Below are 14651 nucleotides of genomic sequence, written 5' to 3' on the forward strand. Positions count from 1 at the left end.
CCTAGCGCCAAAATATGACGGAAGGGTAAACACCTACGAAACGCTTCACTGTTTCACTATCAGCGACAATCATCAGGAATTAAGGCAGAAATCGGGCGGGGGCATGTCGGTTCTTTGGCGAAACGCAATTTTCCACTCGCACCCGCCGCGCGGCTTTGCTAAATCGCGCTTAATGCGGGTGTGGCGAAATTGGTAGACGCACCAGATTTAGGTTCTGGCGCCGCAAGGCGTGGGGGTTCAAGTCCCTCCACCCGCACCAAACTTATACGGCTTGGAACATCGGAAAGCTGACGCCAAGCGACCACGCCAGCACCAGCCCCAAGCCTATTCCCGCAGCGGCAGGCAGCCTGGTACGGCGACCGACCCAGCCGCCCATCGTGCCGAATAGCAAAAAGAACAGCACGATAACCGGCATGATGATGACGAGGAAAAACAGCCCCTCGAAGTCGAGCGCGACCGCCAGTGCGAGCGAGGCCAGAAACGCGATACGCGCCGCCAAAACACGCCAGAGCGCAGCGCGCCCGCCCTCGCATAGCAGTGCATCACCCAGCATGAACGGCACCGCGCCCAGCGCAAGCCCCGCGATCACAGGCACCCGCCCGGCATGCGGCACGAAGGACGCGACATAGCGGTCAAGAACCCCACCGAACAAAGCAATCCCGAACAGCGCAACCGCGCCCGCAATCCAGAAGGCGCGCGCGGGGAACTGGCCGCGCACCAGTCCGGAACGCCAGCAAAACCCCAAGGTCAGCAGCCCGTACACACCAAGATGCACGGCAAGATAATCGGCCACCAATACGGGCAGGAAGCTCAACTCGAACGGGGCCAGCACAAGCGGCGTCGCCAAGGCCGGAAGTATCACGGCCGCCCAAAAGGCGCGCCTGCCCATGACAGCTTTCGGCGGCGTGGACTGTGGCAGACTGCGCGCCAACGGCCAGCCAAGTGCGACCGTTGCCACCAGCAAAAATGCGATCCACCCACCACGTTGCGGCACAGGACTGTCCGTCGCGCGCATGAAAGCGGCGTCGAGCCAGTCGCGCGCCTCTCTTTGCGCGGTTGCGGAATACAGCACGCCGACATGTTCGACATGCGGCGCGACGACTGCCCTGCGCCCGGTGCCTGCGGCGGGGTCGCCCGTGGTCTGGCCCAGCGCCGCATCGGGGTCTGTCAGACGCAGGGTGCGCAAGGCTTCTTGCGCCAGCCGTGTTTCCCACGCACCCGCAATGGCCAACAGGTTGCGCGGCTCGGTCGGGCTGACCGCTTGGCTGAACATGGACACGGCGACGACAGCGTCAGCCGGCGGGCTTTCCAGCGCCTGCCGGATCACGACATCTGACGCCATGGAATGCCCAAGATAGGCCAGCCGTCCATCGGCGCGCGGATGGTCCAGCGCGGCGCGGGCCACGCGCGCGGTCTCTTCCATCAGCAGCCGTGTGGTCCCGTCAATGGAGTTTACATCGCCCGACATCGGCACGGGGTTGCGGCCATGACCTTTGAAATCAAAGCTGGCGACGACATATCCCGCCTGCGCAAGGGTCAGGGCGTAGGATTCCATCAACTGCCGCGACCCGGCAAAGCCATGCGCGACCACGACCACAGGCGCAGCCCCGCCCCCGTCACGCAGGTATAACGTGGCGGGTGTAGACCCTGTGCCGTCCAACGGGGCAATCGTCAGCCCGGCGCGGTCTTGCTCTAGCTGCAAGACGCAAGTTGCGATGACAAACACGGCAAGACCGGCAAACAGAAGACGCATGTGACGCTGACCCATGGCTTGGCTTTGGCTGAAACTGAGCGCTTCGCTGGAAAAAGGAAAGGGCTGATCGGTTCACGGCGGCTTGCAGGCCGGCCGGGATAGAAACAGGCTTGATCCTGCGCCATGCGACCCTTAGTAAGACGCAAATTTCCTCAGGCCGCCCATCCGGCGGCCTGTCACCCATACGAGGATGCCCATGCAAGTCACCGAAACGCTTAACGAAGGCCTGAAGCGCGGCTACACCATCACCGTCACGGCGGATGAACTGGCCGCGAAGGTCGATGAAAAGCTGGTCGAAGCCCAGCCTGAAATCGAGATGAAGGGTTTTCGCAAGGGCAAGGTGCCCATGGCCCTGCTGAAAAAGCAGTTCGGACAGCGTCTGTTGGGCGAATCCATGCAAGATGCCGTGGACGGCGCGATGGAGCAGCATTTCAAGGACAGCGGCGACCGTCCTGCCATGCAGCCAGAGGTCAAGATGACCAATGACGAGTGGAAAGAGGGCGACGATGTCGTCGTCTCACTCAACTACGAAGCGCTGCCCGTGATCGAACTGCCCGCGCTGGATGGCGTGACGCTGGAGAAATTGGTTGTGAAGGCCGAAGATTCCGCCGTGCAGGAAGCGCTGGAGAACCTTGCGAAGTCCGCGCAGAACTTTGACGACAAGGACGGGGCCGCCGAAGATGGCGATCAGGTCACGATGGATTTCGTTGGCACGATCGACGGAGAAGCGTTCGAGGGCGGCGCGGCAGAGGATTTCCCTTTGGTGCTGGGGTCCGGCCAGTTCATCCCCGGTTTCGAAGAGCAGCTTGTCGGCGTCAAGGCGGGCGACAGCAAAGACGCGACCGTCAGCTTCCCCGACGATTACGGTGCAGAGCATCTGGCTGGCAAGGAAGCCGTATTCGCCTGCACCATCAAAGCTGTGAAAGCACCTGCTGAAGCTGCGATCGACGACGACTTGGCCAAGCAATTCGGCGCAGAGGATCTGGACGCTCTGAAAGCGCAGATCGCAGAGCGGCTTGAGGCGGAATATGGTCAGGCATCGCGCGCGGTGCTGAAGCGCGGATTGCTGGATGCGCTGGACGAAGCAGTCAGTTTTGATCTGCCGCCGTCGTTGGTGGATGCCGAGAGCAAGCAGATTGCCCACCAACTGTGGCATGACGCAAACAAGGAAGACACCGCAGAAACCGACCACTCACACGGCGAGATTGAACGCAGCGAGGAAAGCGACAAGCTGGCAGTGCGGCGCGTGAAGCTGGGTCTGCTGCTGGCCGAGGTCGGGCAGAAAGCGGAAATCGAAGTCAGCGACCAGGAGATGACCCAAGCGGTCATCGCACAGGCGCGCCAGTATCCGGGACAAGAGCGCGAGTTCTTTGAGTTTATTCAGAAGAACCAACAGATGCAGCAGCAACTGCGCGCACCGCTTTTCGAGGATAAGGTGGTTGACCACATCCTTGAGCAAGTCACGGTGACCGAGAAAGAAGTCAGCAAGGACGAGCTGCAAAAGGCCGTCGAAACGCTGGAAGACGACGCAAGTTAAGCGCCGCGCGGCTCAAGATAAATGCACGCGCTCGAAAGCCTCCGCCATTGGCGGGGGCTTTTTCATAGGCTGTGGGGCTGCGGCGTGATTGTAGCACCCCGGCTATAGATAGGCAGCGGGTGCAAGCTTCGAGAACGCTACGAGGTCGGGCCGGTCTGCGCGACCAGAGCAATATCGCTCGGGCTAAGGGTTCCGGCATTTGCAACAGTCGCCATAACATTCCCGTCTATGCGGATTTCGGCAAGTCCGGGCGTGTCGGCGGCGAAGGTGATAGACAATTCTGGCAGCCCTTGTGCTGGATCGTAGCTGAGTTGGATCTGATCCTCATCCGCTGCGTAGTCGAGGATATGCGCGGGACCGTCCGCCCCAGGCATCGCGCCAGGCAGCAGGAAAATATCGTCGCCCGCGCCACCGTGAAGCTGGTTTCCGGCGCCCGCTTGCAACAGGTCACTGCCATTGCCACCGTTCAAAAAGCTGCTTCCGGCCTGCCCAAGCAAAGTATCATCCCCGTCGCCCGCCATAACAGTGTTGTCGCCCGATCCGGCGATCATCAGATCATGGCCAAGGCCACCAATCAGGGTGTCATTGCCCGCGCCCCCCAATAGGGTGTCGTCGCCGTCGCCGCCGATCAGGCTGTCATCCCCCGCGCCGCCGTCAAGCCAGTCATTGCCGCCATGGCCGGCCAAACTGTCATGGCCCCCATTGCCGGCGATCACATCATCCAGTGCAGCGCCACGCAGCGTGTTGTCGTTTTCGTCACCAGCCAGCGTTTGGAATGTGTCCGGTTCCGGGTCGGGAAACACGTCAGAGCTGTGCACGCGCAGGCCAAGCCCGTCGAACAATCCCATTGCCGGATCATCCGAGGGCGGGTCGGCGGCGCCCACATCACTGCTCGGGGGTGTCGCGCCCTGGCCACCATCTGCCACCTCGCCTGGGTCATCATCCGGGAACCCTGTTGCGATGCCGGAAAACCCGTTCGGCGCGCCGCTGTCATCATCTTCGTCTTGCGGGTCATCATCCGTGTCATCCGCATTTCCGGCACCGAATCCCTGTGCCGTAAACAGGTCACTGGCCGACAGCGCCGTCATGCTTCCCAGCAATCCCAAGAGTAACCACATAGAGGCACGCCTTTCTTTTCTACCCCCATACTCTCATATTCCGGTTATGTTCCGAAGGCTTATTGCAAGATTACCCTATGCTATCTGTATATTTGGTTAACGGTCGCGGCCGTCTATTTCCCCTTTCCTTCGCGACCGTGATCAGCTATTGCCTCGCCCTGCGGTGCCCTGTGTGCCGCGCCTAGCTGGCCTTGCTGGACGACATCCCGGCATGCGCCGTATCCGACCACTTTTTGAAGGAGTTCCCGATGTCGATCACAGCCGAAGACAAAGACGCAACCATCAAGCAATTCGCCCGCGCCGAGGGTGACACCGGTTCGCCCGAAGTGCAGGTTGCCGTGCTGACCAAGCGCATCACCAACCTGACCGAGCATTTCAAGACGCACAAGAAAGACAACCATTCCCGCCGCGGCCTGCTGAAGCTGGTCGCCACGCGCCGGAAGCTGTTGGACTACCTGCGCGGCAAGGATGAAGCGCGCTACCGTGTTCTGATCGCAAAGCTTGGCATTCGCCGCTAAGCAATCGAAACACACTGCTTGCAGCGCCCGCCCTTTGGCGGGCGTTTTGCGTGCGGGGTTATTGCAGGCGCTCGAACCCTCCAAGGAAAATATCCGTGGCAATGTCGGCATAATCGGTGCGGGTGACAGGCCCACCGTCGCGGAACCACATATAGGCCCAGTTCATCATCCCGAACAGCGACATGGTCACCGCAGTCAGGATGGGGCGTTCATGGTCGATCTGGGGATGGATGGCACGAATTACCGTCGAGAATCTTCGCACGATGCCGCGTTCCAACATGACGATCACCTGACGCTGGTCAGCCGCCAAAGCGCGTGTGCCGTTCAACTGAACCATATGGTAATCATCGGCGTCGCGATACTGTTCCAGCACCGCATGGACCAGCGCGCGCAACCTGTCGCGCGGTGGCAGCTTGGTATCTTCGGCAGCCGCGATAGCGGCGTCGAGTTCGGTCAGATGCGTGCGGATGATGTCAAAGATCAGTGCATCCTTGCCCGGATAATAGTGGTAGAGCAGCGCCTTGGACATATCGGCACGGGTTGCGATCTGCGCCATGGACGCCTTGTCCATCCCCGCCTCGGCAAACACCGCCGCCGCCGCGCGCAGGATGGCACGTTGCTTTGCTTCGAAATCGCGGGCGCGCGAGCGGGCCATGTCAATTCGCCTTGGGGCGGTTGTCGAGCACGCGCTTCGCCTTACCCTCGGACCGGGGCGCGCCGCCGGGGGCATGGACAACCACCCTTGCGGTGACGCCAAGGGTTGATTTGACATGATGCGCCAATTCGCGTGTGCTGGCAGACAGCGCATCCTCGGTTGCTGCGTTGGGCCCGGCCTCTGCATGGATGATCATCTCGTCCATCCGGCCCGCGCGGGTCAGCTCGATCTGGAAATGGGGCGCAAGGCCGGCGCATTTCAGGATCTGCTCTTCCACCTGCGTCGGGAAAATGTTCACCCCACGCAAGATAATCATGTCGTCGCTGCGCCCGGTGATCTTCTCTATCCGCCGCATGGACCGCGCGGTGCCGGGCAGCAGCCGTGTCAGGTCGCGTGTGCGGTAGCGGATGATCGGCAGCCCTTCCTTGGTCAGGGTGGTAAACACCAACTCGCCCATTTCACCATCGGGCAAGACTTCGCCCGTCGCGGGGTCAATGATCTCTGGGTAGAAATGATCCTCCCACAGGTGCAGCCCGTCCTTGGTTTCCACGCATTCCTGCGCTACGCCCGGACCCATCACTTCGGACAGGCCGTAGATGTCCACCGCATGCATGTCGAACGCCTGTTCGATTTCGGCGCGCATGGCATTGGTCCACGGCTCTGCGCCAAAAATGCCCACCGCTAGCGAACTGTCTCGCGGGTCAAGCCCCGCCTTGTGGAAGGCATCGAGGATGGACAGCATGTAGCTGGGCGTCACCATGATGACGCGCGGTTTGAAATCCGTAATCAGCGTGACCTGCCGTTCGGTCATACCGCCCGACACCGGCACCACCGTGCAGCCCAGCCGCTCCGCCCCGTAATGCGCGCCAAGCCCGCCGGTGAACAGCCCGTATCCATAGGCCACATGCACGATGTCGCCTTTGCGGCCACCGGCCGCGCGGATGGAGCGCGCGACCAGGTCGGCCCAACGGTCGATATCGCCTTGGGTATATCCAACCACCGTGGGCTTACCCGTCGTGCCAGAGGAGGCGTGCAACCGGACAAGCTGCTCGCGCGGGGTGGCAAACATGCCGAACGGATAGGTGTCGCGCAGGTCGGTTTTCACCGTGAAGGGGAATTTCGCAAGGTCCGCCAAGCTGTGCAGATCATCGGGGTGGACACCTGCCGCATCAAACTTGGCGCGGTAGAAGGCCGACCCGTTATAGGCGTGGTTCAGCGACCATTTGAGCCGTTCCAGTTGCAGCGCGGCGATCTCATCGCGCGAGGCGGTTTCAATCGGGTCCAGATCGCCCGGTTTGGGGGACAGGTCTTCCATGGCTAAGCCTCCTCGCCCAGATGAGTGCCTTTGATGCTGCGGCTATGGCCGCGAAACTCTGCAACGATGGTGCCGTCCGCATCGGTCACGCGCACATCGTAAATGCCGGATCGGCCACGACGGCTAATCTCTTGCGCCGTGGCGGTCAGCTTTGTGCCGCGCGAAACGGGGTTCAGGAAACTGACCGCGCAATGCTGCGCCACAACGCGCTGATTGTAGCTGTTGCAGGCAAAGGCAAAAGCGCTATCGGCCAGCGTGAAGATATAGCCGCCATGGCACATGCCGTGGCCATTGGTCATGTCGCCAGTGATGGTCATCGACAGGGTCGCGGTGCCCGGGCCAACGGCGTCCAGCACCATGCCCAACCGCTGGCTGGCGCTGTCATCATTCCACATGGCGCGCGCGCAGGCCTCGGCCATCTCTTGCGGGGTCATACTCATTGGCCCATGAACCTTGCTTCGCGTTTTTCAAGAAAAGCGGTGACGCCTTCGGCATAGTCATCCGACGCGCCCGCGCGGCGCTGGTAGTCCTGTTCAAGGTCAAGCTGCGCATCAAGACTGTTTGTAGCGGCGGCCTGCATGGCCTGCTTGGTCAGGCCAAAGCCATAGGTCGGCCCCTCGGCCAGTTTCAACGCCAGCGCGCGGGCTTCTGCCATCAGGTCAGCATCCGGCACCGCGCGCCAGATCATCCCCCACTCGGCGGCCTGTGTGGCGGAAAGCGGTTCCCCCGTCAGCGCCAACGCCTTCGCGCGCGCCTCGCCCAGCAAGCGTGGCAAGGACCAAGAGCCGCCCGCATCGGGCACCAACCCCAGCTTTGCAAAGGACTGGACAAAGCGCGCTTTGTCCGACGCCAGAACAATGTCGCAGGCCAGCGCGATATTCGCCCCTGCCCCAGCCGCAACGCCGTTGACAGCCGCAACGACCGGCTTGGGCAGTGCGCGGAGCGCACGGATCAGCGGGTTGTAATAGGTGCCGATGGTCGCGCCCAGATCAGGCCTTGGCCCGCCCTTGCGCGGGTCGCGGTCGCCCAGGTCCTGCCCTGCGCAAAACGCGCGCCCGGCCCCGGTTAGCAGCACGGCGCGGACAGCAGAATCCTGCGACGCGCGATCGATCTGCGCACGCAACGCCATATGCATATAGGGTGTGAAGGCGTTCAGCTTGTCGGGCCGGTTCAGAACCAGCTCCAACACACCGGCATCCAACCGGTGCAGCACCAACTCGTCAGTCATGGGCCACTCTCCTCCCAGAGATATGTGAGATTTGCATAGGCTGACCGATCGGTCAATTCTGTTTATGGAGGAGCACATCGACCACGCACCAGCCTGTTGACGGCACGCTCTGGACATTTGGGGCGACGCCAAGGCACAACATTCCAGCACGCCGCGAAAGGGATGCAGGATGGAGATTTCAACACTGGCGAAGGCTGTCTTGCGCGGCGAACGACGCGCGCTGGCGCGAGCGATCACGCTGGCCGAAAGCGGGCGGGCGGATCATCGCGCGCAGGCCACCGAACTGCTGGAGGCGTTGGGCCAGAGCGGGCGGCAGGCCATCCGCATCGGGTTGTCGGGCACACCGGGCGTCGGCAAATCCACTTTCATCGAGTCGTTCGGGCTGATGCTGATAGATCAGGGCTTGCGCGTGGCGGTGTTGGCGGTGGACCCGTCCAGCAAACGCACCGGCGGGTCGATCCTTGGTGACAAAACCCGCATGGACCACCTGTCGCGCGCACCCGAGGCGTTCATCCGCCCCAGCCCCAGCCAGTCGCATCTGGGCGGCGTGGCGCGCCGCACGCGCGACGCAGTGGCGCTGTGCGAAGCGGCAGGCTTTGACGTGGTGCTGGTGGAAACCGTGGGAGTTGGCCAGTCGGAAACCGTGGTTGCGGACCTGTCGGACGTGTTTTTGCTGCTGCTGGCCCCGGCAGGCGGCGATGAATTGCAGGGCGTGAAACGCGGGATCATGGAAGCTGCCGACATGATCGTGGTCAACAAGGCCGATGGCGATCTGAAAGCGACGGCCACCCGCACCTGTGCCGATTATTCGGGCGCCTTGCGCCTGCTGCGCAAAAGGCCCGAAGACCCGGAAGGCTTTCCAAAGGCGATGACGGTTTCCGCGCTGGAAAACAACGGGCTGCCGGGCGTGTGGGACGAAATTATGGCGCTGGTGGACTGGCGGCGCGCGCATGGGCACTGGGACCGCCGCCGCGCCGAACAGGCCCGCCGCTGGTTCGAGGAAGAGCTGCGCGAAACCGTGCTGGCCCGCCTGCAAACGCCCGAAGCGCGCCAGATGGGTGCCAATCTGGGCGCACAGGTTGAAGCGGGACAGATCGCACCTGCGCGCGCGGCGCAAACCATGCTGGCCGCAATCTGGCCAGAGATCGCAGACACACCGGAATCGCTTGACGCGCCACAGGATAGCGCCTAAGAGCAGCCATCGAGTTTCAGGCCCTCGCTTCGCGGGGCCGGTTTTATTTGTGCAGGCCCGCTGGCCAGCCCGAGACAACGAGGAAAAACCCATGTCGCGCCGTTGCGAACTGACCGGAAAAGGCCCGATCACGGGCAACAATGTAAGCCACGCCAACAACAAGACGAAGCGACGCTTCTTGCCGAACCTGCAAGACGTGTCTTTGCAGTCCGAGGCTCTGGGCCGTAGTTTCAAGCTGCGCGTGTCCTCTGCCGCGCTGCGCTCGGTCGATCACCGTGGCGGTCTGGATGCCTATCTGGCCCGCGCAAAGGACGAAGAACTGTCGTCCAGCGCGCTGAAAATCAAGCGCGATCTGGTAAAAGCAGCAACCGCTGCCTAAGCGCCAAGGCGTGACACGACCGATTGCCCCCGGCCCGACCGGGGCTTTTGCGTTGCAAAGGGTTGCTTGCCCCGTTGCAATCTGACGCGATCCGCCGTTAAAGGGCGTCGCGGGTCCCGTAGCTCAACTGGATAGAGCAGCCGACTTCTAATCGGCAGGTTGAGGGTTCAAGTCCTTCCGGGATCGCCACCTGCCCCATTTGCCCCCAAGGAACAGCCCGACCATGTTAACCCCGATCTCCGAGGCGCTTGCAGAGCGTGGCTATGATACGCTTACCCCTGTGCAACAGGAGGTCAGCGCGCCCGAGCTGGCGGGGCAAGATCTGCTTGTGTCGGCGCAGACCGGGTCGGGCAAAACCGTGGGATTCGGGCTCGCCATTGCCCCCACGCTGCTGGACGATACGGGCCAATTCGGCCCCGCCGCGGCCCCTCTGGCCCTGATCATTGCCCCGACGCGTGAATTGGCTAGCCAGGTCATGCGCGAATTGACATGGCTTTATTCCCGCACGGGCGCGGTTGTCACATCCTGCGTCGGCGGCATGGACATGCGCACCGAGCGCCGCGCGCTGGAGCGGGGCGCGCATATTGTCGTCGGCACTCCGGGCCGGTTGCGCGATCATATTGAGCGCAACGCACTGGACCTCGGCGAATTGCGTGCCGTGGTGCTGGACGAGGCCGACGAGATGCTGGACATGGGCTTCCGCGAGGATCTGGAATTCATGCTGGGTGAAGCGCCGGAAACGCGCCGCACGCTGCTATTCTCGGCCACGGTCCCGCCGACCATTGCGAAACTTGCGCAGCAATACCAGCGCGACGCGCAGCGCATCAGCACGCTGGGCGGCACCAAGCAACACAGCGATATTGAATATCAGGCCGTGCGCGTGGCGCAGTCGGACGTGGACAACGCCATCTTCAACCTGCTGCGCTTTCACCATGACGAAAGCGCGTTGGTCTTTGCCAACACGCGCGCCATGGTCAGCCATCTGACTGCGCGACTGGCCAATCGCGGCTTGCAGGTGGTCAGCCTGTCGGGCGAGCTAAGCCAGACCGAACGCACCCACGCGCTGCAAGCCATGCGCGATGGGCGCGCGCGGGTCTGCGTGGCCACCGATGTCGCGGCGCGTGGCATCGATCTGCCCAAGCTGAACCTGGTCATCCATGCCGAATTGCCGACCAATACCGAAAGCCTGCTGCACCGCTCTGGCCGGACCGGGCGCGCAGGTCGCAAGGGCATTTCGGCGCTTATCGTGCCGCCCAAGGGCCGCGCGCGCGCAGAACGCATTCTGAAATGGGCCAAGATCAGTGCCGAATGGGTAGAGGCCCCTTCGGTCGAGGATATTTTGGCGCGTGACGAGGAGCGGCTGCTATCAGATCCCGTCTGGTCCGAGGATGCCACCGAGATCGAGGCCGCTTTCGCCGAGAAACTGCTGGCCCGCTACACACCCGCACAGATCGCGGCGGCCTATCTGCGGCTGTCGCAGTCGCGCCACGCTGCACCCGAAGACCTGCTGCCGGCCGACACCAAGCCCATGCGCCGCGAAAAAGCGCCCTTTGGTCCCAGCCGTTGGGTTGCGCTGTCGGTGGGCCGCGCAGAGCGGGCAGAGGCGCGTTGGCTGTTGCCGCTTCTGTGCCGCACCGGGGGGCTGGACAAGGACGCCATTGGCGCAATCCGTGTTCAGGATTCGGAAACCTATGTCGAGATCGCCGCGCCGAGTTTGGAAAGCTTCATCGCCGGTCTGGGCGATGGTGGAACGCTGGAGGACGGCGTCACCGCACGGCTGATGGACAGCGCGCCCGACCTGCAATCAGGCCCGCGACCTGCCCGACCGGACCGGCCAGAGCGCCCGGCCGGGCAGGCACGCCCCGAACGGCCCGCACCCCGACCACGGGATGAGCGGTCGGACAAGCCATCCGGCGCGAAGCCGAAATGGGACAAGCACAAGGCCGACCGCCCCTATGGCGACAAGCCCAAGCCGCGCGATAACGGCGCTGTAAAGCCATATGAAAAACGGCCCGCCCCTGCCGCGCGCGACGACCGCCCCAAGCGGGCCGACGCACCCGCCAAGTATGAGCGCGCGGCGCCCCGCAAATCACGCGATGACGCGCCCAAATCCAAGGGATACAAGGGCAAACCCGAAAGCACGTCTTTTGCAAAGCCCTCGGGCAAACCGAAAGCCAACGCATCGGACGCGCGCGACACGTCGAAGCGGTTTGTCGCACCGGGCAAGGGCGGGGCGGCAGCGCCCCGCAAACCCCGCGCGAAGCCAAGCGCAAAGCCGGGCCACAAGCCCAAAGGCTGAGATACACGACCAGAGGCTGCCATTTCGGCGGCTTCTTTTTTGGCGGGTTGCCAGTTGAACGGTTGTTCAAGACCACGCTGATCCAATGTAAAAAGGCGACCAAAGGCCGCCATTTACATCGTTTTCCGGTTTGAATTGCCGCCAGATAAACGAGTGACCCGGTGGGGTAATGATCACTCTTTGGCGGAAATTGGAGCGGGCGAGGCGATTCGAACGCCCGACCCTAACCTTGGCAAGGTTATGCTCTACCCCTGAGCTACGCCCGCTCTCTATGTGGTGCGATTTAGAGAATTGCGCGCGGGGCTGCAAGGGGGAAACGCGCAGAGTTTGCAGTTTTCGTGACATTTTTTCGCTGCGCTACACGCTCTGAAAACCCGTGGCTGGCAGGAGAGTTCAAAGGCTGTCGAAGGGGGTGGGCATGACTGAAACGGGCACGGTTCGCAGGATACGCGCACTGCAAGAACAGGCTTCCGCCTGTCTGCGCTGCGATTTGAACGGGGTGGAGCGGACTGATCCAGCCTTACAGGCTCTTGCGCGCCACAAGCGGATCGAGCCTTGGCAACCGCCCCACAGACCCGACCCGCCTAGTCGCGGAAATAGCGACTGTCCTTGATCTGATCCCAAGCCCAGACGACCTCTTGCAACCGGTCTTCATCGTGGCGGGCGCCCGAATTGCGGTCGGGATGCAAGTCTTTGACAAGGCTTTTGTATTGCTTGCGAATCTCTGTCCGGCTCCAGCTGTCGCGCGCATCCAGAATTTCCAGCGCCTTGCGCTCTGGTGCAGGCAATTTGCGGGTGCCGCCGCCGGGACTGTTCTTGCCGGGATTGCGTGTGGCATTGTCGCCCAGCACTTGGTGCGGGTCTTCGATACCCAGACGCTGCCATGCCAACCGCTCGTCCTTGGACCCAAGCGGTTGTGTGGCTTTCCCCCAGACGCGGTCACGCTCCATCGCGTCCATCATCTCTGCCTCGGTCTGCCCTTCGAAATAGTTCCATTTCAGGTTGTATTCGCGGGCATGATCCTTGCAGAACCAAAGGTATTCGTTCAGCAGGTCGGGTGACTTGGGGCAACGGTACTTTCCATCCTCGGTGCAACCGGGATGTTCACACTGCCGGACAGAGGTTTCCCAGGCCCCGGACATACCGCGCCGCCCACGGGCACGCTTTTTCTTGTCGCTCGAAGCTCTGATATCAAAATCGAAAGGGGCTTTGCGGTCCATGACTTGCTCGGCTTTGCGCGTTAAGTGTCAGATAATCTAGGCCCCGACCGGGGCTTTTCGACTCGGAGCGGCGATACTAGTTATCTTTCAAGCAGGATTGAAGAGGAACGGCGCACACAATGCTGATTCGTGATGAAATAGAACAAAAGCTTCATGCCGCCTTCGCCCCGCGCGAACTGACGGTCGAGGATGACAGCGAAAGCCACCGCGGTCATGGCGGCTGGCGAGAGGGTGGCGAGACCCATTTCAACGTCCGCATCCGCGCGGCGGCCTTGGGTGACATGGGCCGGTTGGCGCGCCATCGCGCGGTGCACGGGGCGCTGGGTGCCGATCTGGTCGGGCGGATTCATGCCCTTGCCCTGGACATTGATGGATAGCATAAGCGTTTGCGTTAGGTTTGTCGGTAATGCATAAACATTTCTGATGAAGATAACGCTCCGCCAACTCTCTTATTTTCGCGCCTTGGCCGAAACACGCAGTTTCGGGCGGGCTGCCGCAATGGTCAATGTCAGCCAGCCCGCCCTGTCCATGCAGATCAAAGAGCTGGAAGCCATACTTGGCACCACCTTGGTGGAACGCAGCCCGCGTGACCTGCGGCTAACACGCGAAGGGCGCAGCGTGCTGGACCGCGCGAACCGTATTCTGGCAGAGGCGATGGAGCTAGAGGCCGACGCCCGCAATGCGCGCGGCTTGGGCGAATTGAATATCGGGATGATCCCGACCGTCGCACCCTATTTGTTGCCCGGCACGCTGGCAGCACTGCGCGCGGCCGACATCACCCGTGACCTGCGCTTGCGTGAAGCGCAAACCGCCGATCTGCTGGACGGATTGCGCGAAGGGCGTCTGGACGCTGTAATCATCGCAGACCCAGCGCCCGCGCCAGACCTGATTGCGCAGCCGCTCTTTACCGATCATTTCGTGCTGGCGGGCAGCCGCTCTCGACTGAACGCACTTAGCACCAGCCCAGAGGCCTTGCGCCCGGTCGGCCTGCCGCCCGACCAACTTTTGCTGCTGGATGAGGGGCATTGCCTGGCAGATCAGGCGCTGGAGGTCTGCGCGCTCGACCGGCGCCAGACACGGCTGGATTTGGGCGCGTCGTCGCTATCCACGCTGTGCGGGCTGGTCGCGCAGGGTTTCGGGCTGACATTCTTGCCGGAAATCGCGCTGGCCACGGAAACGCGCGGCTCCCCGTCGCTGGCGTTGCGACGGTTCGACGCGCCTGAACCGGCCCGACAGATCACGCTGGTGCGACGCGCGGGCACCGCGCAGGCTGGCTGGTGCTCCGAACTGGCCGGACATATTGAACAGGCCGCGGCCCTGCTGGTGGCCCAAGCTGCGAAAATCGCACCTCCGGCATGACCGCGATGCATGGCAGACATGCCAGCCCTGCGTTGTTTTCGGCACGCGATCGGGTTATGTCATGTGACAGTTCTGAGG

At 62.5% G+C, this 14651-nt stretch carries 14 protein-coding genes and 3 tRNA genes; 9 read left to right on the forward strand and 8 right to left on the reverse strand.

Annotated elements, in window-relative coordinates:
- Positions 1-174: 174 nt before the first annotated feature.
- Positions 175-259 (forward strand) — tRNA-Leu (locus tag ROE7235_RS06275).
- Between the two features lie 3 nt (positions 260-262).
- On the opposite strand, the gene ROE7235_RS06280 is transcribed toward ROE7235_RS06275, so the two are convergent.
- Positions 263-1753: an alpha/beta hydrolase gene (locus ROE7235_RS06280; protein WP_121093891.1), complete on the reverse strand. Its 1491-nt coding sequence runs from the start codon at positions 1751-1753 to the stop codon at positions 263-265.
- A 196-nt stretch (positions 1754-1949) separates the two neighbouring features.
- Between ROE7235_RS06280 and tig the strand changes: the two genes are divergently transcribed.
- On the forward strand, positions 1950-3290 hold the full coding sequence (gene tig, locus ROE7235_RS06285) for a trigger factor (RefSeq protein ID WP_121093820.1): 1341 nt from the start codon (positions 1950-1952) through the stop codon (positions 3288-3290).
- 137 nt (positions 3291-3427) lie between these two features.
- On the opposite strand, the gene ROE7235_RS06290 is transcribed toward tig, so the two are convergent.
- Positions 3428-4408, reverse strand: a complete 981-nt coding sequence (locus tag ROE7235_RS06290; RefSeq protein WP_121093821.1) for a calcium-binding protein — start codon at positions 4406-4408, stop codon at positions 3428-3430.
- Positions 4409-4656: 248 nt separating this feature from the next.
- Here ROE7235_RS06290 and rpsO point away from each other — a divergent pair, with 248 nt between their 5' ends.
- On the forward strand, positions 4657-4926 hold the full coding sequence (gene rpsO / locus ROE7235_RS06295; protein ID WP_121093822.1) for a 30S ribosomal protein S15: 270 nt from the start codon (positions 4657-4659) through the stop codon (positions 4924-4926).
- Between the two features lie 58 nt (positions 4927-4984).
- On the opposite strand, the gene ROE7235_RS06300 is transcribed toward rpsO, so the two are convergent.
- The 4 genes from ROE7235_RS06300 to paaG are packed head-to-tail and all read right to left on the reverse strand — an operon-like array spanning position 4985 to position 8124.
- Entirely contained in the window at positions 4985-5581 is a 597-nt protein-coding gene (locus ROE7235_RS06300; RefSeq protein ID WP_121093823.1) for a TetR-type transcription factor C-terminal domain-containing protein, read from the reverse strand.
- A gap of 1 nt (position 5582) precedes the next feature.
- Complete coding sequence (paaK, locus tag ROE7235_RS06305; protein WP_121093824.1) at positions 5583-6896, reverse strand: phenylacetate--CoA ligase PaaK; 1314 nt, start codon at positions 6894-6896, stop codon at positions 5583-5585.
- Between the two features lie 2 nt (positions 6897-6898).
- The gene (gene paaI, locus ROE7235_RS06310) at positions 6899-7330 is read right to left on the reverse strand and encodes a hydroxyphenylacetyl-CoA thioesterase PaaI (protein WP_121093892.1); all 432 of its coding nucleotides are present in this window, start codon (positions 7328-7330) and stop codon (positions 6899-6901) included.
- Between the two features lie 2 nt (positions 7331-7332).
- Positions 7333-8124 (reverse strand): 2-(1,2-epoxy-1,2-dihydrophenyl)acetyl-CoA isomerase PaaG, encoded by a 792-nt coding sequence (gene paaG / locus ROE7235_RS06315; RefSeq protein WP_121093825.1) that lies wholly within the window; start codon positions 8122-8124, stop codon positions 7333-7335.
- Between the two features lie 169 nt (positions 8125-8293).
- On the opposite strand from paaG, the gene meaB reads away from it, so the two are divergent.
- The 4 genes from meaB to ROE7235_RS06335 all read left to right on the forward strand — a co-directional run bounded on the left by meaB (position 8294) and on the right by ROE7235_RS06335 (position 11994).
- A complete protein-coding gene (gene meaB / locus ROE7235_RS06320; RefSeq protein WP_121093826.1) occupies positions 8294-9316 on the forward strand; it encodes a methylmalonyl Co-A mutase-associated GTPase MeaB in 1023 nt (340 codons plus the stop codon).
- Between the two features lie 91 nt (positions 9317-9407).
- Positions 9408-9695 carry a 50S ribosomal protein L28 gene (gene rpmB / locus ROE7235_RS06325; RefSeq protein WP_121093893.1) on the forward strand — a complete coding sequence of 96 codons (288 nt, stop codon included), beginning with the start codon at positions 9408-9410 and terminating at the stop codon, positions 9693-9695.
- 112 nt (positions 9696-9807) lie between these two features.
- Positions 9808-9884: transfer RNA gene (locus ROE7235_RS06330), tRNA-Arg, on the forward strand.
- Between the two features lie 34 nt (positions 9885-9918).
- A complete protein-coding gene (locus ROE7235_RS06335; protein WP_121093827.1) occupies positions 9919-11994 on the forward strand; it encodes a DEAD/DEAH box helicase in 2076 nt (691 codons plus the stop codon).
- A gap of 191 nt (positions 11995-12185) precedes the next feature.
- On the opposite strand, the gene ROE7235_RS06340 is transcribed toward ROE7235_RS06335, so the two are convergent.
- Positions 12186-12260: transfer RNA gene (locus ROE7235_RS06340), tRNA-Gly, on the reverse strand.
- A 318-nt stretch (positions 12261-12578) separates the two neighbouring features.
- Positions 12579-13214: a J domain-containing protein gene (locus tag ROE7235_RS06345; RefSeq protein WP_121093828.1), complete on the reverse strand. Its 636-nt coding sequence runs from the start codon at positions 13212-13214 to the stop codon at positions 12579-12581.
- A gap of 119 nt (positions 13215-13333) precedes the next feature.
- Here ROE7235_RS06345 and ROE7235_RS06350 point away from each other — a divergent pair, with 119 nt between their 5' ends.
- On the forward strand, positions 13334-13591 hold the full coding sequence (locus ROE7235_RS06350) for a BolA family protein (RefSeq protein WP_121093829.1): 258 nt from the start codon (positions 13334-13336) through the stop codon (positions 13589-13591).
- A 46-nt stretch (positions 13592-13637) separates the two neighbouring features.
- Complete coding sequence (locus ROE7235_RS06355) at positions 13638-14573, forward strand: hydrogen peroxide-inducible genes activator (RefSeq protein ID WP_121093830.1); 936 nt, start codon at positions 13638-13640, stop codon at positions 14571-14573.
- The last annotated feature ends 78 nt before the right edge of the window (positions 14574-14651 follow it).

Source organism: Roseinatronobacter ekhonensis, from assembly GCF_900499075.1.
Classification (GTDB): Bacteria; Pseudomonadota; Alphaproteobacteria; order Rhodobacterales; family Rhodobacteraceae; genus Roseinatronobacter; species Roseinatronobacter ekhonensis.